This is a genomic window from Bradyrhizobium manausense (assembly GCF_018129685.1).
GTDB classification, from domain to species: Bacteria; Pseudomonadota; Alphaproteobacteria; order Rhizobiales; family Xanthobacteraceae; genus Bradyrhizobium; species Bradyrhizobium manausense_D.
Genome location: NZ_JAFCLG010000001.1, coordinates 928,986 through 954,147 on the forward strand (window position 1 = coordinate 928,986; position 25,162 = coordinate 954,147).

Consider the following 25,162-nt stretch of genomic DNA (forward strand, 5'->3'; position numbering starts at 1 on the left):
ACTTAGGCCTGCTTTGAAGCAGCCAATGCATCCTTGGCGGCGGCAATGTCGTTCGGACCGCCGACCGAGACGCCGACAGCGCCATCGGCAATGCGCTTGACCAGTCCCGTCAGAACCTTGCCCGCGCCGATCTCGAAGAAACGGGTGACGCCCTGCCCCGCCATATAGGCAACCGACTCGCGCCAGCGCACCGTGCCGGTGACCTGCTCGACCAACCGGCGGCGGATTTCGTCTGGATCGGTGATGGCGCTTGCGAGCACGTTCGAGACCAGCGGCGCAGCCGGCGGCTTGATCGTGACCCTGGACAGCGCCTCGGCCATGGCGTCGGCCGCGGGCTGCATCAGCTGACAATGGAACGGGGCGGACACCGGCAGCAGCATCGCGCGCTTGGCGCCCTTGGTCTTGGCGATCTCGACGGCGCGATCGACCGCGGCCTTGTCGCCCGAGACGACCACCTGGCCGCCGCCATTGTCGTTGGCGGCCTGACAGACCTGGCCCTGCGCCGCCTCCTTGGCGACCTCCAGGGCGGCCTCGTAGTCGAGCCCAAGCAGCGCGGCCATCGCGCCGGCGCCGACAGGCACGGCTTTTTGCATGGCGACACCGCGGGTGCGAAGCAGCCGCGCGGTATCCGAGATGGTCAGGCTACCGGCCGCAGCCAGCGCCGAATATTCGCCGAGCGAGTGGCCGGCGACGAAGGCCGCATCCCGCCCCACGGAAAATCCGGCTTCCGCTTCAAGCACGCGCAGGGTCGCGACCGAGACCGCCATCAGGGCTGGCTGGGCGTTCTCGGTGAGCTGAAGGGTTTCGGCCGTGCCATCCCAGATGATCGCCGTCAACTTCTCGCCGAGCGCAGCATCGACCTCGTCGAATACGGCGCGCGCGGCCGGAAAGGCGTCGGCCAGGGCCTTGCCCATGCCAACCGCCTGGGACCCCTGCCCCGGAAATGTGAATGCTGCCGTCATCGGCGCTCCCTCGATCGCTCGAGCAGTGTTCTTCGAGGCCCGGCAGCCGATGACGTCCGGCCCGAGCCTTGGTTCCCGACCATGCTCCGAAAGGGGCCGTAGACACTGTCCGGGGCCAGACTGTCAAGCCAAGATGGACAACCGGGCCGGCGTTGCTGGCCTAGAAGCCACCGTTGGTCTGGTTGGCGTCGACCGCCGCCCCGGCCCTGGCGCGGCGCGCGCTGTTCACCAACTGGCCCGGACGGTCGTCGCGGTTCGGCTTGGCCGTTGCGAGCCGCAGCACTGCGGCATAATTCGGCTGCACCTCCATCCGCGCGGCGTGCCGGCTTCCACTGAGCAGGCGATGCACCTTCGGCAGATTGTAGCAGGGCACGTAGAACAGAAGATGATGTTCGAGATGGTAGTTCACGTAGTACGGCGCGATGAACAGCCGCTCGAGAAAATTGGCGTGCGTGGTGCGGGTGTTGCGCAAGGGATCGCTGCTGTCAGGCACGACGGCGTGTTCTGCGATGTTGCGGATGCGGGTGATGACCATCATCCAGGTGAGCAACGGCACCAGCCATAGCAGCGGATAGGCCCACCAGACACCGGCCGCAGTGAGCGCGGCAAACATTGCGGCGTTGACCAGGCATTGCGGGCCGAGCTTCTCCCAGAAATGCACGGCGCGCCGGCGCCACGGCCAATCCTTAGGGCCAAGCGCATTGAGCAATTGCGCCTTGCGCTGCTGGTAGCCGGTCTGCCCGGTGATGTCGCGGATGAACTTGCGGCGGTAGCTCAGCCCCGTGATCGGAAACGGCGCCGACAGCACCAGATCAGGATCGTCCTCCTGCTGGGTGCGCGCGTGGTGTTGAAGGTGATAGCGCCGATAGCTGCGCGTTTCGGCAAACAAGGGGTAGGCACAGAGCCATTGGCTCAGCGCCAGATTGGTCTTCTCGTCGGCGGACAGGCAACCATGGGCGCCATCATGCATCAGGATTGCGAGCCCGAGCTGACGCGAGCCAATAATGGCGACGGCAAGAACATAAGTGATCGGATTGGGCCACCAGGCGACCAGTGCGATCGCACCTGATATCAGCGCCCATGCATGGGCGATCATCGCGACGCCCTTCCAGGTCACGCGGCGGCGCACCTCGGCGAGTTGATCATCGGTCAGGAAATCGCGGGCACGCATGCGAAGCGCGGTCATGGCCTACCCTTCCTCGTCTGAATTCGTTGATCCGTCGCGCGCGTCGACAAGACGCAGCCGCGCCGTGTCGCCGGTAGATTTCGCCTGCTCGCCGAGCACACGCAGCATCTCGGCGCACAGCGCCTCGGGCGATCGGCCCATGGCGTAGCCTTCCAGAATGACCCCGATCGCAACGGCCCAGAACCGCCGCGAGCTTTCGTCGGGTGCGCGCAGGGAGCGCCAACCGTGGCGCGCCACCTGGCTCGCATAGGCGCGCGCGCCCTCGGAGTGCAGGCGCTCGATGGTTCGCTCGACCAGCGGGGCCAGATCCTGTCGCCGCCGCGTCAGCGTCAGTGCCTCCGCGAAGAAGGCAATCGAATCGCTCGCTGTGACGGTCTCGGCGAGCGCGTGGGTGTAGTCCCGCGGCGTACGCGCCTTGAGCGCTGCCTGCTCGGTCGCACGGGCCAGATACAGCAGGTCACGGCAGGCGCATTCGACGAACAGCGCCTCCTTGGTGCGGAAGTAATAGGTGATCTGGCTCGGAAACGCGTCCGCGGCGGCAGCGATGTCGGTGATCGCGGTGCCGGACAGCCCACGCTCGCGAAACAGCGGGCTCGCCGCATCCAGCAGCAGGGAGCGCATCTTGCGGCCGGCCGAGCGCGTCGCACGCACGGCATGCTTGGGGTCACCTGCCGCCTCAAGCGGCTCCTGGGCCGGCTTTTCCGCCATTGAAGTCCTCTCCCTGATTTATTTGTATGATATACAAACAAATAATTCAAGCCGGATGTGGTATGTGAGGACGGATCCGTCGCCCCACCGGGACCCCCCGGGCCGAAAACTCGGCCGCAAACCTTGCCAAGCCGGCCAAAATCCGTATAACGCGCGCATCCGCAGACCCCGGCCGGGAGCTGAACGGACGGTCTCAGCAAATCCTCAGTGATTTTGGTGTGGCAGGGCCAGTCGGCCCGTCGTCCCGTGTTTCCGCCTTCTGAGCTTAATCCCAGAGTCCTTTCCGAAGGTCTCTTAAGGGCTTGACGCCGGGCAATGCGCCAACACGAGGAAAGGACGACAATGGCTCTCTATGAGCATGTTTTTCTCGCGCGTCAGGACGCGAGCACGCAGCAGGTCGAAGAGCTGACTGCGCAGATGACCGGCATCGTCGAGGGTCTCGGCGGCAAGGTCACCAAGACCGAGAATTGGGGCGTTCGCTCCCTCACCTACCGCATGAACAAGAACCGCAAGGCGCACTTCGTGCTGCTCAACATCGACGCGCCCTCCGCGGCGATCGCCGAGATCGAGCGCCAGGAGCGCATCAGCGAAGACGTGATCCGCTATCTCAGCGTCCGCGTCGAAGAGCTCGAGGAAGGCCCGTCCGCGATGATGCGCAAGGCCGACCGCGATCGCGAGCGTGACGACCGTGGCGGTGGCTTCCGCGATCGTGAAGGCGGCGGCTTCCGTGGCGACCGCGAAGGCGGTTTCCGTGGCGGCGATCGTGACGGTGGCGGCTTCCGCGGCGATCGCGGCCCGCGCCGCCCGCGCGACGAAGCTGAAACGACGGATGGGGAGTAAGAACAATGGCTGAAGCTGGTGCACGCCGCCCGTTTTTCCGTCGCCGCAAGAGCTGCCCGTTCACGGGAGCCAATGCGCCGAAGATCGACTACAAGGACTCCAAGCTGCTGATGCGTTACGTCTCCGAGCGCGGCAAGATCGTGCCGAGCCGCATCACCGCCGTGTCCGCGAAGAAGCAGCGTGAGCTCGCCCGCGCCATCAAGCGCGCGCGGTTCCTGGGCCTGCTGCCCTACGTCATTCGCTAAGACGAATTCGACCGGCGGCGGTCCACGCCGCCGGTCGCGACCTTGCCGTTGAGCATGATCTTGTCGGAAAACCGCTACTCACTTTTCCGGATCATGCTCTGAACTCATAAGGCTTCCGGGTCGTCCGGTCGCCGATGGTTGGGGCAAAACGCCTCTAACCGCTCGAAGGGAGCGGGACAGCTGATGATGGTCTTTGGACTGATAGCCCTGATCGCCGGCGCTGCGTCGGCCCTGATGTTCGCCTCGATCGTGTCGGGCGCGCTGATCTCGCTCGTCCTGTTCTATCTCGCGCCGCTGCCGCTGATGGTCGCCGCCATCGGCTGGGGTCCGCTCTACGCGACTCTGGGCGGCATCGCCGCCGCGATCGGCCTCGGCGCCATCTTCGGCCTGCCCTACTGCCTAGCCTTTGCCGTCACCGTCGCGCTGCCTGCGTGGTGGCTTGGCCATCTTGTCCTGCTCGGTCGGCATGTGGCGGGCATGACGCCGGCCGCAGCCACCGCTCAACCGGCCGAACCCGACATCGAATGGTATCCGGTCGGCCGCCTCCTGCTGTGGATCGCGGGCTTCGCGATGCTGACCACGATCGCCGCCCTCCTCACGCTCGGCAGCGACGCGGAGACCATCACGGGCACGCTGCGGCGCGGCCTGTTGCGCATCCTCCACGCCACCGATCCGCAGGCCTCCGGCGAGGCCGACCAGTTCATCGACGCGCTGGTGCGCATCGCGCCGGCTGCCGCCGCCATCGTCTCGATGATGACGCTCACGCTCAACCTTTGGCTCAGCGCCAAGGTGACGGCGACATCGGGCCGGCTGCGTCGCCCCTGGCCGGATCTGAAGACGGCCGAATTGCCGGCGATGACGCTTGCGGTGCTCTGCGTCGCGCTCGCCTTCTGCTTCACCGGCGGCCTGATCGCGATCGTCGCGCAGATCGCCACGGCGGCATTGATGATGGCTTACGCGCTGACCGGCTTTGCCGTGCTGCATACGCTGACGCTCGCACTGAAGAGCCGCACCTTCTGGCTCGGGTCAACCTACGCCGTCGTCGTCGTGTTCGGCTGGCCCGTGATCGCGATGGTGATCCTGGGGCTTGCGGATGCCGTGTTCGGTTTCCGCGAGCGCTTCCTGCGCAACCGGCAGCCGCCGCCTCTACCAACCGCTTAAGTCCAACCCGAAACCCAAACTCAACTCACTTCAAAGGAGATCGAATATGGAAGTCATTTTGCTGGAACGCGTGAGCAAGCTCGGCCAGATGGGCGAAGTCGTGAAGGTTCGCGACGGCTACGCCCGCAATTTCCTGCTCAAGCGGGGCAAGGCGCTGCGCGCCACCGCCGACAACAAGGCCAAGTACGACGGCATGAAGGCCGATCTCGAGGCCCGCAACCTCGAGTCCAAGGCCGAGGCATCCAAGGTCGCCGAGAAGATCCAGGGCAAGAACATCATCGTGCTCCGTCAGGCCTCGGAAGCCGGCCAGCTGTTCGGCTCGGTCAACGTCCGCGACATCGTCGTGGCGTTCGAAGCCGACGGCGTTTCGCTGTCACGTCCGCAGGTCCAGCTCGACGCGCCGATCAAGGCCATCGGCAAGCACACCATCACCGTCGCCGTCCACCCCGAGGTCGAGGTCGAGATCTCCGTCACGGTGGCGCGCAGCCAGGACGAGGCCGAGCGCATCAACCGCGGCGAGGACATCTCCACCCGCAACGAGGACCGCGACGCCGCCGCCGAGGCGATCGCCGCCGCCGGCGAGTTCTTCGATCCGGAAGCCCAGCACGACGACGTCGCGCCGGCTCCGGCTGCAGAAGAGAAGTAAGCCTCGCGCCCAGAGCATGATCCGGAAAAGTGGGCAGCGGTTTTCCGAAAAGATCATGCTCAAACAACAACCTAAAGCGCGATGATGATTCAACCAATCTCATCGCGCTTTAGACGCAAAGTTGAGCCCGGCTGCCTCAGGCAGCCGGGCTTTTCGTTTTTGCAGCTTCATCCTCGCTCAACATCGCGATTGAGGCGAGTGCCGTCGCCGTATGTTTCTCGACCCCGTCGCTGACGCAGAACACGTCTGCCGCGACGACGGCGACCTGGCGGCCCGGCTTGATCACCCTCGCGCGGCAAATCAATCTGTCGCCGACCGCCGGCGACAGCAGATTGAGCTTGTATTCCGCGGTCAGCGCCGACTGACCGCGCGAGGTCGCCGCTGCAATGGTGGTGGCGTTGTCGACCAGGAAGGCAGTCACGCCGCCATGAAAGAAACCGTGCTGCTGCAAAAGCTGCGGCCGGCGCTCGACCGCAATCGTGCAAGTGCCCCGCGATATCTCCGAAAGCTCGGCACCGACCAGGTTCATGAAGCCCTGCCGGGCGACATTGGCGTGAATACGCTCGGCAATCGGAGCGAACCCGGGATCGGACTGGTGAACGGACTCGGGATCAGACTCCTGGCTCATGACGTTGCTCCTTGCTTGTCGTTGACGCGCTCAGGGGGCACCAGCGCGCGAATGGCACAGGCAACCAGCGTATCGGCCTCACCACGAGGATCCGCGCGGTCGCGTCCCGAGAGAAAGGCACGGCAGAAGATCTGTGCAGGCCCGATCAGCTGACTGACGAACATCACGGCCGGCATCGGCAAAAGCTCGCCGCGCGCCACGAGTGGCGCACGCCAGCGTTCGAGACCTTCGGCGAGCCGCGCGTTCTGCGCGCGCTGGGCGTCGCGGATGTCCTCACCCCATTCGCTGCGTGAGATCTCGAAGAGATAACGCGCCTCGCGGCGGCTCAGCACCACCCAGTCGAGATGAGCGCGGATGAGCCGATCGATGCCTTGCTCTGCTTCCGGCATCGGATCGAGCGCAGCAAGCATCACGGCGTGATAGTGCCGCAGCACCTCCAGGAACAGCGCGCCGGCGAGTTCTTTCTTGGAGCCGAACGCATGGAAGAAGCTGCCGTTGGAAGCCCGGGCCTTGGCACGTATCGCGGCCACGGTCGCGCCCTCGAGGCCCGAGCGGTCAAACACCGCGAGCCCCGCAGCCAACAGATCGTCGCGGACACCAGACATCAGCACCTTCTAGAGTAATACTCTAGAGCAATACTCTAATCGCGGTCAAGACGACGAAGGCCGCGCGGGGCGCGGCCTTCCGGGATTGACGGGTGTTGTGTTTATCGCGAGATCGGCGGGGCCGGCGGACCGGGGGACTCGGCCGGTGCGGGCGACGCAGCCGCGGCCGGCGCCGGCTCTGCCACCTTGGCGACCGGCTCGGTGCTGGGCGCGGGCTCGGACGGCTTGGAGACGGCTGCTTCCGCGGGCTTGGGCGCAGCCGGTTCAGCCGGCTTGGCCGCTGCCGGTGCGGCCGGCGTCACTTGCGGCACCGGATCGGCGCGCAGCGCCGGCGTCTCGGTCGCACCTGGCTCGACCTTGGCGCTCTCGGGCTTTGCGCTCTCAGGCTTGGCCTCCGCCGGCTTCTCGGCTGGCTTGCCGCCGTCGGGCTTGGAGTCGGTATCGACCTTGGCGCTCTCGTTGTTCGGCTCAACCTTGGGCTCGGATCTGGACTCGGCCTTGGGCGCCGCCGTGTCGTCTATCCCCGGCTTGCCGCGCTTGCTCAGCCGCTTGCCTTTGCGCCCCTCAGGCGGTTGTTCGCTGGTCGCCTCGGGCTTGGCACCTTCCTTGGCACCTTCCTTGGCACCTTCCTTGGCACCGTCCTTGACGCCTTCCTCGCTCGGCCGCGCCGCGCGCTTCTGACGGCCCTCGGGCGCAGGGTTCGCCGTGCCCTCGCCCTCCGGCTTGGCGGCCTCTTGAGAGCGCTGGCGGCGCCCCTGATGTTCAGGCGGCTGGTTTGGGTTGTTGGCGTCCTTCTCCTTGGCGCCGTCCTTCTTGTCCTTGCCGCCATCCTTTGACTGGTAGCGCGCGTCGGCCGCGCCGTTGGAGACGAGGTAGGAAGCCAGCACGCCGGCCATGTCGGAGCTGGTGGTGTAGTGCTGACGCAGGAAGCCCGGCAGCGAGCCCGGCGCGACCGTCTTCAGCAGTCCGCGCGGGCTCTTGTGGCAGGCGTTGCAGGTCTGCGCGAAGATCTGGGATGGGGCCTTGCCGGCCTCGAGATTTGTCGCCTGCGCCAGAACGGTATCGGAGGCCCCGAAGCCAATCAGAAACAGCACCGTGGCGAGGCTGAGCGCTCGGCTCGACATTCCATCATCTCCATTGAATTCCGACAGATACGGCCGGCAACCGGCGCGGCGGCGGGTCACCTTTTAGCCGATTGCGCTGCGAATGGAAGCGCACTCAACAAGCATGTGAACACGCGATTTTCGAATATCGGGTTTGAACACAACGCATTAGCGAGGCGAGAAGAGGCCGCCTAGATTTACATGCGGACGCATGGGAACCTAAGATAAGCTCCCAGGTGTGAAAATGTGACGACCGGGTTTGTTCGCTTCTTTTCGGGTTCGCTCGAGAGGTGTGTATCGATGGACCGCTTGTTGCGTAAATTCTTGTCCCAATTCATCCGCCGCGGTTCGATGACCGTGACCACCGCGGGGGGAACGAAGTTCACCGTCGGTGATGGCTCCGGCGAGCCCGTTGAAGTTCGCTTCGTCACGGCCGACGCTCAACGAAGGGTCCTCATCAATCCCGAGCTCGGGCTTGGCGAAGCTTTCATGAACGGCGAGTTCGTCGTCGAGCGCGGCAACATCGCCGATGCCATCGCGATCCTGCTCGATCAGGCCGAGGTGTTGCCGCACTGGGCAAAGCCCTGGTGGCACCTGCGCTATCTCGTCCGGCACCTGAGGCAGTTCAATCCGCGAGCGCGCGCGCGGAGCAACGTCGCGCATCATTACGATCTCGATGCGCGGCTGTATTCGCTCTTCCTCGACGCCGACAAGCAATATAGCTGCGCCTATTTCGAGACGCCGGATGCCACGCTCGACGACGCGCAGCTCGCCAAGAAGCGGCACATCGCAGCCAAGCTGCTGGTCGGGCGCGGCCAGCGCGTGCTCGACATCGGTTCGGGCTGGGGCGGGCTCGGCCTCTATCTCGCCGAGTTCGCAGGCGCCGACGTCACCGGCGTGACTCTGTCGACGGAGCAGTTGCAGATAGCCAACGCGCGCACGGCCGAGAAAGGACTGACTCGCTCGGCGCGCTTCCTGCTCCATGACTACCGGGACATCGAGGGTCCATTCGACCGCATCGTCTCGGTTGGCATGTTCGAGCATGTCGGAGCCAGATTCTACGATACCTATTTCCGGCGCTGTGCCGAGCTGCTCCGCGATGACGGCATCATGCTGCTGCACTCGATCGGCCGCTCGCAAGGGCCGGATTCGACCAATCCCTGGATCGCCAAATATATCTTTCCAGGCGGATACATCCCGTCACTCTCGGAAGTATTTCCGGCAATCGAGGACGCCGGCCTGTTGGTCTGCGACATCGAGATCCTGCGGCTGCACTATGCCGAGACGCTGAAGGCCTGGCGGGAACGCTTCATGGCACGGCGCGAAGAAGCCGTGCAGCTCTATGACGAGCGCTTCGCGCTGATGTGGGAATTCTATCTCGCCGCCTGCGAGATGACGTTCCGCAAGCAAGGCATGATGAACTTTCAGATCCAGCTGACCAAGCGCCAGGGCGTCGTCCCCATGACACGCGACTATATTGCACACGAGGAAGCCCGGCTGCGCGCGCTGGAGGGCGGCGCCACGCCGAAGCTGAAGCTTGCCGGTGAATAGGCTCTAGTGACGCAGGGTCGATATCGGGGAGGAGCGGACAGACGCCGTTAACGCCAGTTGCGCCCTCAGTTCCACGATCATTTCGGGCGCCACCGGCTGACGCCGGATTTCGGGCCGCTCGACATGCTCCATGGTGGCGATCAGCCCGGACAGCCACAGCCGGCTGCCTGCTTCGCTCCGCCACATCTGGGACTGCCGTTCCGGCCGCATCGCTAGCCTCGTTCCCTGTTGGTGGGCCATCGGGGACAATTCCCCGGCCCACCCGCCTGTTCCCTGCCTACCCCCGAAAGAATCCGGGGAGATGTGATCTAGTTCACATTCCTCTCGATGGCGCTGCCTTAGACCGTCGCCATGAGCAAAGAGACCCGAACCTCATTCGACGTGCAGGACGACCTCCGCACCGACTACGCCCTGATCGCCACCGGTGTCGGCGCGGCCCTGGTCGCGCTGGTCTACCTCCTGCTGGTCTGACCCCGCACCGGCGCCAGCGCGCCATTTCGCGCGCCATCAAATAGGTCTGCGGCCCAATTCATTAGGTTCACCGCTTCAGGATTTTTCCGTGGCGCGGCCGTGACCGCTTCTGGACACGCCCCGCGTCCCGCGAAAATCCGTCAAGCGTCGCGATTGCCGAGGCAGCCAATCATCCACCGCTTTTAAGATCGGTTGATAGCGCCGACCTTTTGCTTCCGCTTTGGCCTCTGGCGGCGCTTTATCCCGGCCCCGCATCCGCCAAGAAAAATTGCTAAGCACGCTCGACCATGGCCCTGACTGATTCGAACGTCCTCAAACTCGCGCCCGAGCCGGGAACTCCCGCCTATCGGAGCGCGCCGCACAATATCGAGGCGGAACAGAGCCTTCTGGGCGCGATCCTGGTCAACAACGACGCCTTCTACCGCGTCTCCGACTTCCTGGAGCCGAAGCATTATTTCGAGCCGCTGCACCAAACCATCTTCGAGACCGCCGGCAGCCTGATCCGGATGGGCAAGATTGCCACGCCCGTGACGCTGAAGACGTTCCTGCCCGCCGATACCGACGTCGGCGGCATGACCATCGGGCAATATCTGGCGCGGCTCGCGGCCGAAGCGACCACCATCATCAACGCCCAGGACTATGGCCGCACCATCTACGATCTTGCGCTGCGGCGCGATCTGATCGGCATCGGCGAGGACATGGTCAATGTCGCCTATGACGCCCCGGTCGATTTCGCGCCGCGGGCGCAGATCGAGGACGCCGAGCGCCGGCTCTACGAGCTCGCCGAGTCCGGCCGCTATGACGGCGGCTTCCAGAAATTCTCGCAGGCGTTGGCGGTGGCGGTGGATCTCGCGGCCAAGGCCTTCCAGCGCGACGGAAAGCTGTCCGGCATCTCGACGGGCCTGCGCGACCTCGACACCAAGATGGGCGGCCTGCAGCACTCCGACCTGATCATCGTTGCCGGACGTCCCGGCATGGGCAAGACGTCGCTGGCGACCAACATCGCCTACAACGTCGCCCAGGCCTATGTCGGCGAGCTCCAGGCCGACGGCACCATGAAGGCCGCCAATGGCGGCGTCATCGGCTTCTTCTCTTGCGAAATGTCGGCCGACCAGCTTGCCACGCGTATCGTGGCCGAGCGCACCGGCATCCCCTCCTCTCACATCCGACGTGGCGGCATCACGGAAGCCGATTTCGAGAAGATCCGCCAGGTATCGATCGAGCTGCAGTCGCTGCCCTTCTATGTCGACGCCACCGGCGGCCTGTCGATCGCGCAACTGATGGCGCGCGCCCGCCGGCTGAAGCGCCAGAAGGGTCTCGATCTGCTGGTGATCGACTACATCCAGCTGCTGTCAGGCTCGGGCAAGCGCGCCAGCGACAGCCGCGTGCAGGAAATCACCGAGATCACCACCAGCCTGAAGGCGCTGGCCAAGGAGCTCAACGTCCCCATCATCGCGCTGTCGCAGCTGTCGCGTCAGGTCGAATCCCGCGACGACAAGCGGCCGCAGCTCTCGGACCTGCGTGAATCCGGTTCGATCGAGCAGGACGCCGACGTCGTGCTGTTCGTGTTCCGCGAGGAATATTACCTCGCCATGAAGGAGCCGCGCCCCGGCACCGAGGAGCATGCCAAATGGCAGGCCGACATGGAGCGTACCGTCGGCCGGGCCGAAGTCATCATCGGCAAGCAGCGCCATGGTCCGACCGGCACCGTCGAACTGCAGTTCGATGCCTCGGTCACCCGCTTCGGCGACCTCTCGCATGACGGGCACTTGCCGGATCGCGGCGGCGACTACTGAGTTGCCTGTGAGCTGCTCGTCAGTTCCCCGGGTTGAACCAAGCCTGGCTCTTGCGTAAAACGGCGCCATGACAATGGTGTCCGACACGAACATGATCCCGCAATCCGGCCTTCTCTCCGCCGAGGCCAATCAGGCTGCCGCGCTCGCCAGCTATGGCGGCGTGCTCACCGTCGATCTCGACGCCATCATCGCCAACTGGCGCAAGCTCGAGAAGACGGCGGTGCCGGCCGAGTGCTCGGCGGTGATCAAGGCCGACGCCTATGGCTGCGGCACCGCGCAGGTGGCGCAGGCGCTGAACAAGGCCGGCTGCAAGACCTTCTTCGTCGCCACCATCGAGGAGGCGCGCACCGCACGCGCAGCGGTGCCGGACGCCACGATCTACGTGCTCGGCGGCTATTTCCAGAACACCGGCGAGCACTACGCCAAGATCAATTGCCGACCCGTGATCGGCGATCTCAACGAGCTCGCCGAATGGGACGTGTTCTGCCGCCGCACCGGCTGGTCAGGAGGCGCCGCCATCCACATCGACACCGGCATGAACCGGCTCGGGCTCACGATCTCGGAAGCGCAGGCCATCATTCCCCGCATCAATGCCGGTGATCACGGCATCACGCTGGTGATGAGCCATCTGGTCTCGGCCGAGCAGCTCAACAGCCCCGTGAACGCGAAGCAGCTCGCGACCTTCCGCAGCATCGCCAGCGAGTTCTCCGGCGTGCCGGCGGCGCTTGCGAATTCATCCGGCATTTTCCTCGGCGCGCCCTTCCAGTTCGACCTTGTGCGGCCGGGCGCCGCGCTCTACGGCGTCAATCCGACGCCGGAGGCCGACAATCCGATGCAGCCGGTCGTCGAGCTGAAGGCGCGCATCGTGCAGACACGCTCGATCGAGCGCGGTGAGACCGTCGGCTATGGCGGCACCTGGACGGCACGGCGGCCGACCAAACTCGCGATCATCGCGGTCGGCTATGCCGACGGCTATTTCCGCGCGGCCAGCTCCAACGACGGCACCCGCGGAGCCGAGGTCGTCGCCGCCGGCAAGCGCTGTCCTGTCGCAGGCCGCATCTCGATGGACCTGATCGCGATCGACATCACCGATCTGCCGCCGAACGCGGTGCGTCGCGGCCATATGGTGACGTTGCTCGGCGAGGGCATCACCGTCGACGAGCTCGCGCATCATTTCGGCACGATAGGCTACGAGGTGCTGACCAGCCTCGGCCACCGCTACGCCCGCGTCTACAAGGGCGGCAACGTGGTCGAGCCGCTGGTCAAACCGGAGCCCGCGAAGGCGGCCGAACAGCCGCCCTCCCCGCCGCCGCTCGAGCAGCAGGCAAGCCCGCCACCGCTGCCGGGCTGAGCTGTCAACCGTTTACTTCTTCTTCCTGTTGTCGAGCGCCGCCTTGCAGGTCGCGCTCAACTGATCGCGCTTGCCGTTGAGACAGGCGACGATACCGCCGCCAGGCGCGATGCCGGCGCAGAATTTGTCGTAATCCGCCTTGCACGCGCCGCGCGGATCGGCCGATTGTGCGGAAGCGGCCCCGGAGAACGCGACGACGAATACGATAGCGGCAAAGCTCAACTTGGACATTGTATCTCCGGTGTGGGGGCGTACGAGGCGATCAGCTCTACATGAAGATTGCGACATTCAACATCAACAACATCAACCGCCGCCTGCCCAATCTGCTCGCATGGATGCGCGCAGCGAAGCCTGATGTCGTTGCTCTTCAGGAACTGAAGGCAAGTGATGGCGAATTTCCGGCGGCCGCGATCGAAAAAGCCGGCTACGGCGCGGTCTGGCGTGGACAGAGGACCTGGAACGGCGTCGCCATCCTCGCCCGCAACGCCGAGCCTGTGCTGACGCGCGACCGATTGCCCGGGCGGCCCGACGACCACGAGGCGCGGTACATCGAGGCTGCGGTGCGCGGTGTCATCGTCACCAGCATCTACCTGCCGAACGGCAATCCGCAGCCGGGGCCGAAATTCGACTACAAGCTGGACTGGTTCGCGCGGCTGAAGCGCCACGCCAGGACCTTCATCAAGCAGGATCTGCCGGTCGTGCTCGCGGGCGACTACAATGTCGCGCCAACCGAGATCGACATCTATCCGACGCGATCATGGGACAAGGATGCACTGATCCAGCCGAAGAGCCGCGCGGCCTTCGCCTCGCTCGTCGAACAAGGCTGGTGCGATGCGATCCGCGAGCTGCACGGAGACAAGCGCGTCTACACGTTCTGGGACTACAAGCGGAACCGATGGCAGCGCGATGCGGGCCTCAGGCTTGATCATCTGCTACTCAGCCCTGCACTGGCCTCGCGTTTGTCAAAGGCCGGCGTCGACAAGAAGGTGCGTGGCGAAGACGGCGCGAGCGATCATGCGCCGGCGTGGGTGGTGCTGAAGTAGCGAGCTATTAGCGCCCGTAATAGTCCTGCACCGTATCCCACGCCGCCTGCTGCAAGAGCCGCACCGTCTCCGGGTCGATCCCCATCGTGTAGGAATTGCCAACGGGCGAGCGTCCCGTCAGCGCGGCCAACGTGACGCAAGCCGCCAGATAAGTGCCGGCGGGGCTCGGGTGCCGCTTGTCCGGCGCATAAAGGTTGAGCTCCGGCTGCAGCTTGCGGACGCGCGCGAAGGCGAGGCCAGCTGGAATGACCAGCATGTCATTGGCATTGCCGGCCATCGTATAGGCCTCGGCCAACCCCTCCGTCATTTCCGGCTTGTCGAGATAGGCCCAGGACATGAACAGCACCGGCCGCATGTCATGGGCGCGAACGATGTCGCCGTCCTTCTTGGCGAAGGTGGTGAACGCCTCCTTCAGCTGCGGATGGATCGGGCACTGGCTGCAGTCCATCATCACGACCGCTTCGTACTGCTTGCCCGGCTTGTTGAAGACGACATTGTTGTCATCGTCGAAGGAATAGGCGCCGAGACCGCCCGGACGCAGCAAATTGTCCATGTCGTGCCAGTCGAGGCCGGAGCCGCCGATCGTGACCATGGTGTTTCGATAGGCCGCCTTGTTGGCCTCATCCGCGGCCCGCTCCAGCAAGGAGAGACGCCCTGGCATTCCGTTGTTGTAGTAGAAGAAACTGTTGCCGACGAACAATGTGGCCTTGGGAAAGTCCGGGCCCAGCGTCGTGACCTTCGGCTTGGTCTGCGCTTGCGCATTGAATCCGGCTGCAACGGCCAGACACATTGCGAGCGTCACTCGCGCAAAAAGACGCATCATGGGTTCCTCTCCTTTTTCTTGGGCCGGGAACCAGATCAGCTTTCCAGCGCCGCCTCAAGGGGATGGATTTGCGAGCCGATATGCGGAAGACCGCAGGCTCACCACAAATTCTTGCCGTCGATCAGATTGACAGGCACCGCCTCGAGATCGAAATCGTCGAACAGGCGCGCGTTCACCGCGACCCTGGGTTTGTCAAAATCGGGCTTGCCGGTCGACCAATCCGGCGACTCCGAATAGGTGCCGCAGCCGCAATTCGCGCAGTAATGATGTTTGACGGTGCGGCTGCCCCAGAGATAGGTCGCAACGTTGTCGGCGGGCGACAGCAGGCGAAACTGCGCCGGCGTGTAATAGGCCCACAGCGCGCCGCGCTTGGCGCAGAGCGAGCAGGTGCAGCGTGTCACGCTCGATGGCGCCTCTGTCACCTCGAACACCGTCTCACCGCAATGACAACTTCCCTCGATCGGCATGACCCGCTCCCCGTTTTGTCGGCAGATGGTCATAGCCTGCCCCTGCTGCCAACATGCTGTCAGCAGCCCAACGCGCCGCGGAACCTAGCTCGCGGACAGGCGCTTGGCATTGGCGGCAACATGCTCGCGATAGCGCTGGACGACCGTGGCCGGCGTTGCACCCGCAAGCAGGCTCGCAAACGCCTCGAACGCAGCCGCGATCTTCTCGCGCACCATCAGCACGGCTTCCTGCTCGGCCGCCGCGTCGCCATGGCTGAGCTTTTCGCAGCGGAGGCGAACCACTTCGCTCGCTTCGACCGCGAGCATCGCGCCGGCGTACCAGGGAAAGCCGTTATCGGATCCGCCGAGCACCGCATGACGGTCGAGCGCTGAGAAGGAATGGTGGTCGGGCATCACGCACCTCAAATTCTTTGAGCGAACACTCCAATTGATACGCGTCAAATTCTAAGGATCGGTCCGGGGAACCCTTCGGATTGGCGGTGGGCGCGACACCGGCGGTTAACCAACGCGCGCCACCAGACCTTGCGTTGCCCGGCAGGCAAAAAACACCCCCGCCATTCACGCTTCCCCCTGCCAGCGGCTACACTGATCCGATTCCCGGAGCCATTCCCTTGGCCTTTGTCTTCGTCCTCAGCGTCGGCCTGATCGCCGGCACCATTTCCGGCATTGTCGGCACCGGCTCGTCGATCATGCTGATGCCGGTGCTGGTCTATGCCTATGGACCGAAAGAGGCCGTGCCGATCATGGCGGTCGCTTCCGTAATGGCGAATTTATCGCGGATTTTGGCGTGGTGGCGCGAGGTCGACTGGCGGGCCTGCCTCGCCTACTCGGCGACGGGCATTCCGGCGGCGGTGCTGGGAGCGCGGACGCTGCTCGCCCTGCCCTCGCACGCCGTCGATCTTGCCATCGGCATCTTCCTGATCGCGATGGTGCCGGTGCGGCACTGGCTCGCGCGGCACGAGCTCAAGGCCAGCCTCTGGCACCTCTGCGTCGGCGGCGCGGTGATCGGCTATCTCACCGGCATCGTGGTCTCGACCGGGCCGCTCAGCGTGCCGCTGTTCCTGTTCTACGGCCTCTCCAAAGGGGCCTTTCTGGCAACCGAGGCCGCCGCCTCGCTTGGCCTCTATTTGGCCAAATCAGTGACGTTCGAGCGCTTCGGCGCGCTGACGCCGGAGGTCTTCATCAAGGGCCTGGTCGCGGGCTCCTCGCTGATGTCAGGCGCGTTTGTTGCCAAGCGCTTCGTGCTGCACCTCAAGCCGGACATGTTCCGCATGGTGATGGATGCGATGATGATCGCAGCCGGGCTCTCGATGCTGTGGAACGCAACGCAGCCGTAGAGCATGATCCAGAAAAGTGCTCAGCGGTTTTCTGGAAAGATCATGCTCAAACAATAACATTGCTCAGGCGGCGAATTCGGGCGCGATTGACAGCCTGTCGGCGCGCACGCGGTCCTCGCCGTTGCTGGTATCGGCAAGTCCGCGCAGCACGGCATCGAGCGGCTGCGGCTTGTGATAGAGAAAGCCCTGGCCGAGCCTTACGCCCATCTCGCGCATGGCCTGCGCCTGCTCGGCCCGCTCGATGCCTTCGGCGACCAGCGTAAGCCCAAGCGTGCCCGCCAGTGAGGCGATGACGCCGACGATCGCCTTGTCCTCGGCACTGTCAGGGATCTCGCGAATGAACGCCTTGTCGATCTTGACCTTGTCGAGCGGAAAGCGCCTGAGATGAGCGAGCGAGCTATAGCCGGTGCCGAAATCGTCGAGCGCGATCGTGGCGCCGAGGCGTCGCAACCGTCGCAGCGTGTCGGAAGCACTGGCGATGTTGTTGATCAGCGAGCCTTCCGTGATCTCGAGCTCGAGCGAGGCGGCCGCCACACCGAACCGCTCACAGGTTTCGCGCAGCTCGGCAGCGAGCGAATGATCGGCAAGTTCCGACGGCGGCAGATTGATCGCGATCCTGATCTGCCGCCTGCCTGCGGCGGCGAGCCGTTGCAGCGCGCGGCAGGCGTCGGTCAACACGTAGCGCGTCAGCCGCGCATTGTTGCCGCTGCGCTCGATCAGCGGCAGGAATTCGCCCGGACCGATCACGCCGTGCTCGGGATGACGCCAGCGAATGAGCGCCTCCAGGCCGATCGCCTCCTGGGTCACAAGATCGACCTGGCTCTGATACCAGACTTCGAACTGGCCCTCGGAGAAGCCTGTCGGGATCGCAAGCTCCAGATCCCTGCGGCGGCGATAGTCGCGCTGAAGCGCTTCGTTCAGCACCGCGACGGTGCCCGGCGCCTTGCTCTTGGCGTGGTAGAGTGCGATGTCGGCCAACGCCGGCAAGTGGGACAATTCAGGATCGTCGGCTCGGCGGACCGCAAGGCCGATGCTGGCACGCGGCACGACTTGCTTGTCGTGCACCAGGATCGGCGCGGAAATGGCCTCAAGCAATTGCGCGGCGAAAGCCTGCGCGGCCGCTTCATTGCCGACCTCAGGTCGAATGACCACGAACTCGTCGCCGCCGAGCCGCGCAACCCAATCTTCCGGCTGGACCGTAGCGCGAAGCCGCTCGGAGATATGAACCAGGAACTTGTCGCCGGCATCATGACCGAAGGTGTCGTTGATGCCCTTGAAATCGTCGAGATCGATGAAGCTGAACGCGATCAGCGCGTCCGGCGAGCCTGAATCGTGGCTCAAGGTCACCAGACGTTCGGACAGCGAGCGGCGGTTGGGCAGCCCGGTCAGCGGATCGTGCGAGGCCATGTGGCCAAGCCGGTCGAGCGCACCCGACGTGGTGTGCTGCATGGCGTTGAAGGCCTGCGCGAGCTGGCCGAACTCGTTCGACGATGTGACGTCGGCCGGATAGGCGCGGCCGTCCTGCTTGCTGCGCTGGATCGCCGACATCATTGCGGCCAGCGGCTTGCCGATGAAGATATTGGCCGAGATCCGCATCGCGACCACGGTCGCGAGCGTCCCAAGCAGGCCGACTGCCAGAAGCAGCCCGAGCCTGCTGCCAGTGTTCGCATAGAGCGTCGCATAGGAATAGGCGATCGCGATCCGGCCGGCCTGAACGGACATGTTGCCGTTGCTGTAGCCGATCGGACGCGAGACTTCAGTGAGAGCCTGCACCATGGGCCGCGCCACCACGCGAGCGATCACGGTCCCGGTGTCGTCATAGACGGCCGCAGCTGCAATGGTCTCGTCGTGCATGATCTCGTTGAGCACGCCCGTGACCTGGTCATAGCGCATCTTCCAGAGCGGCTCGGCGATCAATTCCGCACGGCTCTCGGCGACATGGGCAATGCGGGTATCGAGCTGCTTGATCTGCGACCAGAAGCTCGAGACCTCGACGCCCGCCGAGGCAAGCAGCTGCACCAGCAGCAGCACGGGCACGGTGGCCCAGATCATCGCACGGACGACCGAGCGTGATGAGGCTGAATTCGTCGGGCCGTTCATCTTGTCAGTACCGCCCTGCATCATTCACCTGCGTCGCTCGGGGGCGACAGCGAGGAGATCAGCGCGTCCACCGAGAAATCATATTGACCGCAATGGTCCGGCTTTGCCTTGAACCGCGCAAAATCGATCCGGTCGAAGGCCCGGGCCTTGATCAGCGCGGCGACGGAGCCGCGATTGTTGCGCGTGATCGCCGATGTCTTGACTTCGACATGCGGCGAGTTGGCTGCGAAGTCGCAGCCGTCGGCATAGTCGCGAAGCAGCACGATCGACCAGCCGCCAAGCAGAAAGTGACCGCCATCGGTCAGCAGCAGGTGACCAGCCTTGACTTCGCGCAGTGCCTCTTCCGACCAGTTGAGGCCGACCACCTGGATATTCTCGCCCGGTGTAATGCCGGCCGCTTCGACGGCCTTGAGAGCGCCCAGCGCCATCGGATCGTTGCCGGCCCAGATCCCTGCGGGACGGATACCCTTGCGCTCGGCCCAGCTCAGATAGTTGGCCGCAACCTGCTCCGCCTCGGACTGGGTCCAGTTGGCGAACAGCATCCGGTCCACCACGACATCAGGCGCGGCCGCGACCGCGAGCTGGAGGCCGGCATTGCGGGCGATCGAGGCTGGCGTGATCTCGTCACCACCGATCCCGAGAAGATGTATCTTGCCGTCGGGGCTCTGCCATTTTTCGGTGCGCGCCGCGCCGATGAGCGCATTTGCCATCCGGGCGCCGGCCGTCGTCAGATCGGTCGTGATGTCGCCGAGCCAATTCTTGAGCTTGGTTCGCGGCGAACCAAGGCGCCTTGCGTCTTCGCCGATCAACGAGTTCGACAGCAGAAGCGTTTTGACCCCCGCTGCCTCGGCCGCCTCCAGAATCGGAACGGCGGCGGACTCCTCATTCGAGAGAATGAGAAAGTCGGGCTTGTCGGCACGTGCGACCGCGCCGAGGCCGAGCTCCTGCATGGTGCGGTAATTGCGCTCGCTGGTGAGCACCTCGACGTTGGCATTGAGCCTGCGGCCCGCTGCCTGCATGGTCTGCGCGACCATGTCCCAATAGACCTCGCCGGTCTTGCCGGGGTTCACAAAGACGACGTTGAGCGGCTTTGCATCGGCCGCGACAGCGCGGCCGGCCGGCGCAGCAATGCCGCAGGCGATGCTCACAACGAGCAATATTCGCAAGATAACAGTCATTCGTTTCGCCACCCCGTCCTGGTTCCGAAACTGGACCCGCGTCCGCTAACATTTGGCAAAGTCCGGCGCGATGCGGCGGCGTAGAGCTAACAAAGGGTGTATCGGCAGCACGGAATATCGCTCATTGGACCGCTCACGGACGCCCGCGCTGCCTGCCGTTCCGTGCTATCAGCACATCCGAAACCTCCGACTCACCACACCCATGGCCAAGAACACGCTTTCCTTCGTCTGCCAGAATTGCGGCGCGGCCTATAACCGCTGGCAGGGCAAGTGCGAGTCCTGCGGCGAGTGGAATACGCTCGCCGAGGAAGATGCGACCGGCAGCGTGCCGGTTTCGATCCGCTCCAAGCGCAAGGGGCGCACATTCGCGCTGGAGAGCCTCGCCGGCAAAAGCCCCGATGCGCCGCGCCTGTCCTCGGGCATGACCGAACTCGACCGCGTCACCGGCGGCGGCTTCGTCCGCGGCTCGGTGCTGCTGGTCGGCGGCGATCCCGGCATCGGCAAGTCGACCTTGCTGACGCAGGCAACCAGTCTGATGGCGCGCGCTGGCCACCGCATCGTCTATATCTCCGGCGAAGAGGCCATCGCCCAGGTGCGGTTGCGCGCCGAGCGGCTCGGGCTGTCGGACGCGCCGGTGCAGCTGGCGGCAGAGACCTCGGTGGAGGATATCGTCTCGACATTGTCGGAAGGCGCCGTGCCCCGGCTGATCGTGATCGACTCGATCCAGACGATGTGGACCGACACGGTGGAATCGGCGCCCGGCACGGTGACGCAGGTGCGCGCCTCGGCGCAGGCGCTCATTCGTTTCGCCAAGAAGACCGGTGCGGCCATCATCCTGGTTGGTCACGTCACCAAGGACGGTCAGATCGCCGGCCCCCGCGTGGTCGAGCACATGGTCGATGCCGTGATGTCGTTCGAGGGCGAAGGCTCGCAGCAATTCCGCATCCTGCGTGCCGTCAAGAACCGCTTCGGCCCGACCGACGAGATCGGCGTGTTCGAGATGACGGGCCTTGGCTTGCGCGAAGTCACCAACCCCTCCGAGCTGTTCCTGTCGGAACGCGACCTCGGCACGCCAGGCACCGCAGTCTTCGCGGGCATCGAGGGCACACGGCCCGTTCTGGTCGAATTGCAGGCGCTGGTCGCGCCCACCTCGCTCGGCACCCCGCGCCGGGCGGTGGTCGGCTGGGACCAGAGCCGGCTCTCGATGGTGCTGGCGGTGCTGGAGGCCCATTGCGGGGTCAAGCTGTCCGGCCACGACGTCTATCTGAACGTCGCGGGCGGCCTGCGCATTCACGAGCCGGCCGCTGACATGGCCGCCGCGGCCGCACTGGTGTCGTCCCTGGTTAATGCGCAGTTACCCACCGATGCTGTTTATTTCGGCGAGATTTCGCTCTCCGGCGTCATTCGTCCGGTGGCGCAGACCCCGGCCCGGCTCAAGGAAGCGGTCAAGCTCGGCTTCAAGCGCGCTGTGCTGCCCGAATCGGCCCGCGGCGGCGATACCGGCGGTGACGCCGGCCTGACCCTGAACGCGATCAACAGCCTGACAACCCTGGTCGCCGAAATCGCCGCAAAGGGCTCCCGCCGCAGCGACTCACCCCCGCCGGCAGAGAAAAATGCCACACCGGCAAGATTCCGCCGTGGAGAGGGTTAGCCAGAGGTGACGGCAAGCGCCTCCGCCGCTATACAGCCGTCACAAAAGCAGCACGGGATTGCGTGGTTGCGGCCTTGCCGGAAGCGCTGTCTGCCCATCATTTAGGGCGGCGGCCAAACACCGATTCGCTGAGCACCCTTTGAGCGTACGAGCGGACCAGACCAGCCGATGCCAGTTACACTCCTCGACCTGATCCTGCTCGGTGTGATGCTGATCTCGGGCCTGCTCGCCATGGTGCGCGGCTTCATGCGCGAGATCCTCTCGATTGCGGCCTGGGGCACCGCCGCGATCGTGACGCTGTACTCGTTCTCCAAGCTGCTGCCGACCGCCAAGACCTATTTCAACAACGACACGGTCGCGAGCGTGGTCGTGGTCGCTGGCGTGTTCGTCGGTACCCTGGTCGTGGTCTCCGTGGTCACAGTCCGGATCTCCGACATGATCCTGGATTCGCGCATTGGCGCGCTGGACCGCACGCTGGGCTTCCTGTTTGGCCTCGCTCGCGGCCTTTTGATCGTCGTGGTCGCCTTCCTGTTCTTCACCTGGCTGGTGCCGGACAAGCAGCGCCCGGACTGGGTCTCGGGGGCAAAATCCCGCGTGGTGCTCCAGGGAACCGGGGATTGGCTGATGTCCCTCTTGCCTGACGACCCCGAGAACACCATCTTGAAGAGATTCAAGAAAAACAAACCAGATGATGATCAAGCTGATACCGACCAGCAGCCTCCGGGCACTGGCGACGGCTACAGCAAACCGGCTCGTGACAGCCTGAAGAAGCTGATCGAGAAACCTGCGGCGCGTTGATAGAGCCAACAGAGAGGCGCGGACGAGATGCGACACCCTGACCAGGACGCCCAACTTGATCTCGATACCGGCCCGGCCGCGCTAGAGCTTCAGGACGACCTGGAGGGAGATACGCTTCGCGAAGAATGCGGCGTCTTCGGCATCTACGGACACCCGGATGCCGCCGCCATCACGGCGCTCGGCCTCCACGCACTCCAACATCGCGGCCAGGAGGCCGCCGGCATCGTCTCCTACGACGGCAGCCGCTTTCACAGCGAACGCCGCCTCGGTCTCGTCGGCGACACCTTCTCCCGCCGCGAGGTGATCGACCGCCTGCCCGGCAGTGTCGCGGTGGGCCATGTCCGCTACGCCACGACCGGCGCCACGATCCTGCGCAACGTGCAGCCGTTGTTCGCCGAGCTCAATGCCGGCGGCCTAGCGGTCGCCCACAACGGCAACCTCTCCAATGGACTGACGCTGCGCCGCGAGCTCGTGAAGAATGGCGCGATGATGCAGTCGACCTCGGACACCGAGGTGATCCTCCATCTGGTCGCGCGCTCGAGGCGCAGCCGCTTCATCGAGCGCTACATCGACGCGCTGCGCGAGATCGAAGGCGCCTACGCGCTGGTCTCGCTCACCAACAAGAAGCTGGTCGGCGCGCGCGATCCGCGCGGCATCCGGCCCTTGGTGCTCGGCGACCTCGACGGCTGCCCGATCCTGACCTCGGAGACCTGCGCACTCGACATCATCGGCGCGCGCTTCGTGCGTGACATCGAGCCTGGCGAAGTCATCGTATTCGACGAGAATGGCCAGGACATCCACAAGCCGTTCCCGCCGATGCCACCGCGCCCCTGCATCTTCGAATACATTTATTTCTCCCGTCCGGATTCCATCGTCCACGGCCGCTCGGTGTACGAGGTGCGCAAGGCCTTCGGCGCGCAGCTCGCGCGCGAAAGCCATGTGGCGGTCGACGTCGTGGTACCGGTGCCGGATTCCGGCGTGCCCGCGGCGATCGGCTACAGCCAGCATTCGGGCGTGCCGTTCGAGCTCGGCATCATCCGCAACCACTATGTCGGCCGCACCTTCATTCAGCCGACGCAGGCGATCCGCGAATCCGGCGTGCGCATGAAGCACTCGGCCAACCGCGCGGCGATCGAGGGCAAGCGCATCATCCTGATCGACGACTCCCTGGTGCGCGGCACCACCTCGAAGAAGATCGTGCGCATGATGCGCGATGCCGGTGCCAAGGAAGTGCACTTCCGCCTCGCTTCGCCCCCGATCCTCTATCCCGACTATTACGGCATCGACCTGCCGGATCGTGGCGGCCTGCTGGCGGCAACGCATTCGATGGAGGAGATGCGCGAGATCATCGGCGCGGACTCGCTCGCCTTCCTGTCGATCGACGGCATGTATCGCGCCATGGGCGAGCCCGGCCGCGACCCGGCCAACCCGAAGTTTGCGGATCACTGCTTCACTGGCGTCTATCCGACTCACCTGACCGACCAGACCCAGATCGAGCCGCAGCCGCGGCAGCTATCGCTGCTGGCGGAGGCGAGCTGACGCGAGGACGCGACGATGCAGCTGGCCATTGCCATTCTCTGCGGAGTGCTCTTGGTCAGCTTCATCGTCTTCGCCTTCAGACAGGGCATGAAGGTGACGCCCGATAGCTCGGGAAACGGCAGCAACAGCGACAACATGCAGTCTGGCGGTAGCTAGGCTGGGGCCCGAGATTCCATTACGGGCGGGCTTGCCCCAGCCGTCCACGCCTGTAAAACGCGGCCATGACAAAGCCCCTCGCTGACCGTATCGCTCTCGTCACCGGCGCCTCGCGCGGCATCGGTTTTGCCACGGCGCTGGCGCTCGCCAAGGCCGGCGCGCATATCGTCGCGACCGCGCGCACGCAAGGAGGGCTTGAGGAGCTCGACGACGAAATCCGCAAAGTGGGCGGCAGCGCCACGCTGGTGCCGCTCAACCTCACGGATTTCGACGGCATCGCGCGCCTCGGCGCGGGCCTGCACGAGCGTTATGGCAAGCTCGACATCCTGGTCGGAAATGCTGGCGTGCTCGGCCCCTCTTCGCCGGTCGGTCATATCGAGCTCAAGACGTTCAACGACGTCATGGCCGTCAACGTCTCTGCGAACTTCCAGCTGATCCGCTGCATGGAGCCGCTGCTCAGGCAATCCGATGCAGGACGCGCCGTGTTCATCACCGCGGGAGCAGCCACCAAGGCGACTGCCTATGTCAGCCCCTACGCGACTTCCAAGGCCGCGCTGGAGACGCTGGCGCGCGCCTGGGCGAACGAGACCGCGAACACGGCCATCCGCGTCAACCTGTTCAGCCCCGGCCCGATCCGCACCCGCATGCGTGCGGCCTTGATGCCGGGCGAGGATCCCGCCACGCTCGACACGCCCGAGCAGGTCGCCGAGTTCATCGTGCCGCTTTGCGCCCCCGAGTGGACGGAGACCGGCAAGTTCTACGATTACAAGACGCGCACGCTGATGAGCTTCCGCGCGCCAGCCTGATGTCCTCAGAA

Annotated in this window: 27 protein-coding genes; 14 read left to right on the plus strand and 13 right to left on the minus strand. The window is 64.9% G+C overall.

Annotation, left to right across the window (positions count from 1 at the left end):
* Positions 1-2: 2 nt before the first annotated feature.
* From fabD to JQ621_RS04600, 3 genes are all read right to left on the minus strand, one after another.
* Positions 3-962: an ACP S-malonyltransferase gene (gene fabD, locus JQ621_RS04590; protein WP_212233201.1), complete on the minus strand. Its 960-nt coding sequence runs from the start codon at positions 960-962 to the stop codon at positions 3-5.
* A 160-nt stretch (positions 963-1,122) separates the two neighbouring features.
* Positions 1,123-2,148: a fatty acid desaturase family protein gene (locus JQ621_RS04595; protein WP_212233202.1), complete on the minus strand. Its 1,026-nt coding sequence runs from the start codon at positions 2,146-2,148 to the stop codon at positions 1,123-1,125.
* A 3-nt stretch (positions 2,149-2,151) separates the two neighbouring features.
* Positions 2,152-2,856 carry a TetR/AcrR family transcriptional regulator C-terminal domain-containing protein gene (locus JQ621_RS04600; protein WP_212233203.1) on the minus strand — a complete coding sequence of 235 codons (705 nt, stop codon included), beginning with the start codon at positions 2,854-2,856 and terminating at the stop codon, positions 2,152-2,154.
* 342 nt (positions 2,857-3,198) lie between these two features.
* On the opposite strand from JQ621_RS04600, the gene rpsF reads away from it, so the two are divergent.
* The 4 genes from rpsF (at position 3,199) to rplI (ending at position 5,748) form a co-directional block, all read left to right on the plus strand.
* Complete coding sequence (gene rpsF, locus JQ621_RS04605; RefSeq protein WP_188096150.1) at positions 3,199-3,696, plus strand: 30S ribosomal protein S6; 498 nt, start codon at positions 3,199-3,201, stop codon at positions 3,694-3,696.
* A gap of 5 nt (positions 3,697-3,701) precedes the next feature.
* On the plus strand, positions 3,702-3,941 hold the full coding sequence (gene rpsR / locus JQ621_RS04610; RefSeq protein ID WP_007592020.1) for a 30S ribosomal protein S18: 240 nt from the start codon (positions 3,702-3,704) through the stop codon (positions 3,939-3,941).
* A gap of 183 nt (positions 3,942-4,124) precedes the next feature.
* Positions 4,125-5,102: a DUF2232 domain-containing protein gene (locus JQ621_RS04615; protein WP_212233204.1), complete on the plus strand. Its 978-nt coding sequence runs from the start codon at positions 4,125-4,127 to the stop codon at positions 5,100-5,102.
* 46 nt (positions 5,103-5,148) lie between these two features.
* Positions 5,149-5,748 carry a 50S ribosomal protein L9 gene (gene rplI / locus JQ621_RS04620; protein ID WP_212233205.1) on the plus strand — a complete coding sequence of 200 codons (600 nt, stop codon included), beginning with the start codon at positions 5,149-5,151 and terminating at the stop codon, positions 5,746-5,748.
* Positions 5,749-5,884: 136 nt separating this feature from the next.
* On the opposite strand, the gene JQ621_RS04625 is transcribed toward rplI, so the two are convergent.
* The 3 genes from JQ621_RS04625 to JQ621_RS04635 form a co-directional block, all read right to left on the minus strand.
* Positions 5,885-6,376 carry a PaaI family thioesterase gene (locus tag JQ621_RS04625; protein ID WP_212233206.1) on the minus strand — a complete coding sequence of 164 codons (492 nt, stop codon included), beginning with the start codon at positions 6,374-6,376 and terminating at the stop codon, positions 5,885-5,887.
* The gene (locus JQ621_RS04630) at positions 6,373-6,981 is read right to left on the minus strand and encodes a TetR/AcrR family transcriptional regulator (RefSeq protein WP_212233207.1); all 609 of its coding nucleotides are present in this window, start codon (positions 6,979-6,981) and stop codon (positions 6,373-6,375) included. The genes JQ621_RS04625 and JQ621_RS04630 overlap by 4 nt, the downstream gene beginning before the upstream one ends.
* Before the next feature lie 101 nt (positions 6,982-7,082).
* The gene (locus JQ621_RS04635; RefSeq protein WP_212233208.1) at positions 7,083-8,105 is read right to left on the minus strand and encodes a hypothetical protein; all 1,023 of its coding nucleotides are present in this window, start codon (positions 8,103-8,105) and stop codon (positions 7,083-7,085) included.
* Positions 8,106-8,384: 279 nt separating this feature from the next.
* Here JQ621_RS04635 and JQ621_RS04640 point away from each other — a divergent pair, with 279 nt between their 5' ends.
* Positions 8,385-9,635 (plus strand): SAM-dependent methyltransferase, encoded by a 1,251-nt coding sequence (locus JQ621_RS04640; RefSeq protein ID WP_212233209.1) that lies wholly within the window; start codon positions 8,385-8,387, stop codon positions 9,633-9,635.
* A gap of 3 nt (positions 9,636-9,638) precedes the next feature.
* Here the strand turns inward: JQ621_RS04640 and JQ621_RS04645 are convergent, their stop codons facing one another.
* On the minus strand, positions 9,639-9,875 hold the full coding sequence (locus tag JQ621_RS04645) for a transcriptional regulator (protein ID WP_249124662.1): 237 nt from the start codon (positions 9,873-9,875) through the stop codon (positions 9,639-9,641).
* A gap of 518 nt (positions 9,876-10,393) precedes the next feature.
* Between JQ621_RS04645 and JQ621_RS04650 the strand changes: the two genes are divergently transcribed.
* On the plus strand, positions 10,394-11,902 hold the full coding sequence (locus tag JQ621_RS04650; RefSeq protein ID WP_212233210.1) for a replicative DNA helicase: 1,509 nt from the start codon (positions 10,394-10,396) through the stop codon (positions 11,900-11,902).
* Positions 11,903-11,975: 73 nt separating this feature from the next.
* Positions 11,976-13,253, plus strand: coding sequence for an alanine racemase (gene alr / locus JQ621_RS04655; protein ID WP_212233211.1), 1,278 nt, complete (start codon positions 11,976-11,978; stop codon positions 13,251-13,253).
* A gap of 12 nt (positions 13,254-13,265) precedes the next feature.
* Here alr and JQ621_RS04660 read toward each other — a convergent pair whose 3' ends face one another.
* The gene (locus tag JQ621_RS04660) at positions 13,266-13,484 is read right to left on the minus strand and encodes a cysteine rich repeat-containing protein (RefSeq protein ID WP_212233212.1); all 219 of its coding nucleotides are present in this window, start codon (positions 13,482-13,484) and stop codon (positions 13,266-13,268) included.
* 41 nt (positions 13,485-13,525) lie between these two features.
* Here JQ621_RS04660 and JQ621_RS04665 point away from each other — a divergent pair, with 41 nt between their 5' ends.
* Positions 13,526-14,296 (plus strand): exodeoxyribonuclease III, encoded by a 771-nt coding sequence (locus JQ621_RS04665; protein ID WP_212233213.1) that lies wholly within the window; start codon positions 13,526-13,528, stop codon positions 14,294-14,296.
* Between the two features lie 7 nt (positions 14,297-14,303).
* Here the strand turns inward: JQ621_RS04665 and JQ621_RS04670 are convergent, their stop codons facing one another.
* The 3 genes from JQ621_RS04670 to JQ621_RS04680 all read right to left on the minus strand — a co-directional run bounded on the left by JQ621_RS04670 (position 14,304) and on the right by JQ621_RS04680 (position 15,979).
* Positions 14,304-15,119 (minus strand): DUF4886 domain-containing protein, encoded by an 816-nt coding sequence (locus JQ621_RS04670; RefSeq protein ID WP_212233214.1) that lies wholly within the window; start codon positions 15,117-15,119, stop codon positions 14,304-14,306.
* Positions 15,120-15,217: 98 nt separating this feature from the next.
* Positions 15,218-15,586, minus strand: coding sequence for a GFA family protein (locus JQ621_RS04675; protein ID WP_212233215.1), 369 nt, complete (start codon positions 15,584-15,586; stop codon positions 15,218-15,220).
* 84 nt (positions 15,587-15,670) lie between these two features.
* Positions 15,671-15,979: a hypothetical protein gene (locus tag JQ621_RS04680; RefSeq protein WP_212233216.1), complete on the minus strand. Its 309-nt coding sequence runs from the start codon at positions 15,977-15,979 to the stop codon at positions 15,671-15,673.
* A gap of 218 nt (positions 15,980-16,197) precedes the next feature.
* Between JQ621_RS04680 and JQ621_RS04685 the strand changes: the two genes are divergently transcribed.
* Entirely contained in the window at positions 16,198-16,923 is a 726-nt protein-coding gene (locus tag JQ621_RS04685) for a sulfite exporter TauE/SafE family protein (protein WP_212233217.1), read from the plus strand.
* A 63-nt stretch (positions 16,924-16,986) separates the two neighbouring features.
* On the opposite strand, the gene JQ621_RS04690 is transcribed toward JQ621_RS04685, so the two are convergent.
* Positions 16,987-19,047, minus strand: a complete 2,061-nt coding sequence (locus tag JQ621_RS04690; RefSeq protein ID WP_212233218.1) for a putative bifunctional diguanylate cyclase/phosphodiesterase — start codon at positions 19,045-19,047, stop codon at positions 16,987-16,989.
* Positions 19,044-20,201 carry an ABC transporter substrate-binding protein gene (locus tag JQ621_RS04695; protein ID WP_212233219.1) on the minus strand — a complete coding sequence of 386 codons (1,158 nt, stop codon included), beginning with the start codon at positions 20,199-20,201 and terminating at the stop codon, positions 19,044-19,046. The genes JQ621_RS04690 and JQ621_RS04695 overlap by 4 nt, the downstream gene beginning before the upstream one ends.
* Positions 20,202-20,403: 202 nt before the next feature.
* Here JQ621_RS04695 and radA point away from each other — a divergent pair, with 202 nt between their 5' ends.
* The 5 genes from radA (at position 20,404) to JQ621_RS04720 (ending at position 25,151) form a co-directional block, all read left to right on the plus strand.
* Complete coding sequence (radA, locus tag JQ621_RS04700) at positions 20,404-21,852, plus strand: DNA repair protein RadA (RefSeq protein ID WP_212233220.1); 1,449 nt, start codon at positions 20,404-20,406, stop codon at positions 21,850-21,852.
* 168 nt (positions 21,853-22,020) lie between these two features.
* Positions 22,021-22,650 (plus strand): CvpA family protein, encoded by a 630-nt coding sequence (locus tag JQ621_RS04705; RefSeq protein ID WP_212233221.1) that lies wholly within the window; start codon positions 22,021-22,023, stop codon positions 22,648-22,650.
* A 27-nt stretch (positions 22,651-22,677) separates the two neighbouring features.
* Positions 22,678-24,189 (plus strand): amidophosphoribosyltransferase, encoded by a 1,512-nt coding sequence (gene purF, locus JQ621_RS04710; protein ID WP_212233222.1) that lies wholly within the window; start codon positions 22,678-22,680, stop codon positions 24,187-24,189.
* A 15-nt stretch (positions 24,190-24,204) separates the two neighbouring features.
* Positions 24,205-24,345, plus strand: coding sequence for a hypothetical protein (locus JQ621_RS04715; RefSeq protein WP_212233223.1), 141 nt, complete (start codon positions 24,205-24,207; stop codon positions 24,343-24,345).
* Between the two features lie 65 nt (positions 24,346-24,410).
* Entirely contained in the window at positions 24,411-25,151 is a 741-nt protein-coding gene (locus JQ621_RS04720) for an SDR family NAD(P)-dependent oxidoreductase (protein ID WP_212233224.1), read from the plus strand.
* Positions 25,152-25,162 lie beyond the last annotated feature (11 nt).

What these genes read in the sequence shown, in the direction of transcription:
- JQ621_RS04670 (WP_212233214.1), bottom strand. Translation starts at nt 15,119, where the DNA reads ATGATGCGTCTTTTTGCGCGAGTGACGCTCGCAATGTGTCTGGCCGTT.
- JQ621_RS04690 (WP_212233218.1), bottom strand. Translation starts at nt 19,047, where the DNA reads ATGATGCAGGGCGGTACTGACAAGATGAACGGCCCGACGAATTCAGCC.
- JQ621_RS04660 (WP_212233212.1), bottom strand. Translation starts at nt 13,484, where the DNA reads ATGTCCAAGTTGAGCTTTGCCGCTATCGTATTCGTCGTCGCGTTCTCC.
- JQ621_RS04705 (WP_212233221.1), top strand. Translation starts at nt 22,021, where the DNA reads ATGCCAGTTACACTCCTCGACCTGATCCTGCTCGGTGTGATGCTGATC.
- JQ621_RS04675 (WP_212233215.1), bottom strand. Translation starts at nt 15,586, where the DNA reads ATGCCGATCGAGGGAAGTTGTCATTGCGGTGAGACGGTGTTCGAGGTG.
- JQ621_RS04680 (WP_212233216.1), bottom strand. Translation starts at nt 15,979, where the DNA reads ATGCCCGACCACCATTCCTTCTCAGCGCTCGACCGTCATGCGGTGCTC.
- JQ621_RS04630 (WP_212233207.1), bottom strand. Translation starts at nt 6,981, where the DNA reads ATGTCTGGTGTCCGCGACGATCTGTTGGCTGCGGGGCTCGCGGTGTTT.
- JQ621_RS04695 (WP_212233219.1), bottom strand. Translation starts at nt 20,201, where the DNA reads ATGACTGTTATCTTGCGAATATTGCTCGTTGTGAGCATCGCCTGCGGC.
- rplI (WP_212233205.1), top strand. Translation starts at nt 5,149, where the DNA reads ATGGAAGTCATTTTGCTGGAACGCGTGAGCAAGCTCGGCCAGATGGGC.
- JQ621_RS04665 (WP_212233213.1), top strand. Translation starts at nt 13,526, where the DNA reads ATGAAGATTGCGACATTCAACATCAACAACATCAACCGCCGCCTGCCC.
- rpsR (WP_007592020.1), top strand. Translation starts at nt 3,702, where the DNA reads ATGGCTGAAGCTGGTGCACGCCGCCCGTTTTTCCGTCGCCGCAAGAGC.
- JQ621_RS04645 (WP_249124662.1), bottom strand. Translation starts at nt 9,875, where the DNA reads ATGGCCCACCAACAGGGAACGAGGCTAGCGATGCGGCCGGAACGGCAG.
- JQ621_RS04595 (WP_212233202.1), bottom strand. Translation starts at nt 2,148, where the DNA reads ATGACCGCGCTTCGCATGCGTGCCCGCGATTTCCTGACCGATGATCAA.
- JQ621_RS04720 (WP_212233224.1), top strand. Translation starts at nt 24,411, where the DNA reads ATGACAAAGCCCCTCGCTGACCGTATCGCTCTCGTCACCGGCGCCTCG.
- JQ621_RS04715 (WP_212233223.1), top strand. Translation starts at nt 24,205, where the DNA reads ATGCAGCTGGCCATTGCCATTCTCTGCGGAGTGCTCTTGGTCAGCTTC.
- JQ621_RS04640 (WP_212233209.1), top strand. Translation starts at nt 8,385, where the DNA reads ATGGACCGCTTGTTGCGTAAATTCTTGTCCCAATTCATCCGCCGCGGT.
- JQ621_RS04625 (WP_212233206.1), bottom strand. Translation starts at nt 6,376, where the DNA reads ATGAGCCAGGAGTCTGATCCCGAGTCCGTTCACCAGTCCGATCCCGGG.
- JQ621_RS04615 (WP_212233204.1), top strand. Translation starts at nt 4,125, where the DNA reads ATGATGGTCTTTGGACTGATAGCCCTGATCGCCGGCGCTGCGTCGGCC.
- JQ621_RS04650 (WP_212233210.1), top strand. Translation starts at nt 10,394, where the DNA reads ATGGCCCTGACTGATTCGAACGTCCTCAAACTCGCGCCCGAGCCGGGA.
- JQ621_RS04600 (WP_212233203.1), bottom strand. Translation starts at nt 2,856, where the DNA reads ATGGCGGAAAAGCCGGCCCAGGAGCCGCTTGAGGCGGCAGGTGACCCC.
- radA (WP_212233220.1), top strand. Translation starts at nt 20,404, where the DNA reads ATGGCCAAGAACACGCTTTCCTTCGTCTGCCAGAATTGCGGCGCGGCC.
- fabD (WP_212233201.1), bottom strand. Translation starts at nt 962, where the DNA reads ATGACGGCAGCATTCACATTTCCGGGGCAGGGGTCCCAGGCGGTTGGC.
- JQ621_RS04635 (WP_212233208.1), bottom strand. Translation starts at nt 8,105, where the DNA reads ATGTCGAGCCGAGCGCTCAGCCTCGCCACGGTGCTGTTTCTGATTGGC.
- rpsF (WP_188096150.1), top strand. Translation starts at nt 3,199, where the DNA reads ATGGCTCTCTATGAGCATGTTTTTCTCGCGCGTCAGGACGCGAGCACG.
- alr (WP_212233211.1), top strand. Translation starts at nt 11,976, where the DNA reads ATGGTGTCCGACACGAACATGATCCCGCAATCCGGCCTTCTCTCCGCC.
- purF (WP_212233222.1), top strand. Translation starts at nt 22,678, where the DNA reads ATGCGACACCCTGACCAGGACGCCCAACTTGATCTCGATACCGGCCCG.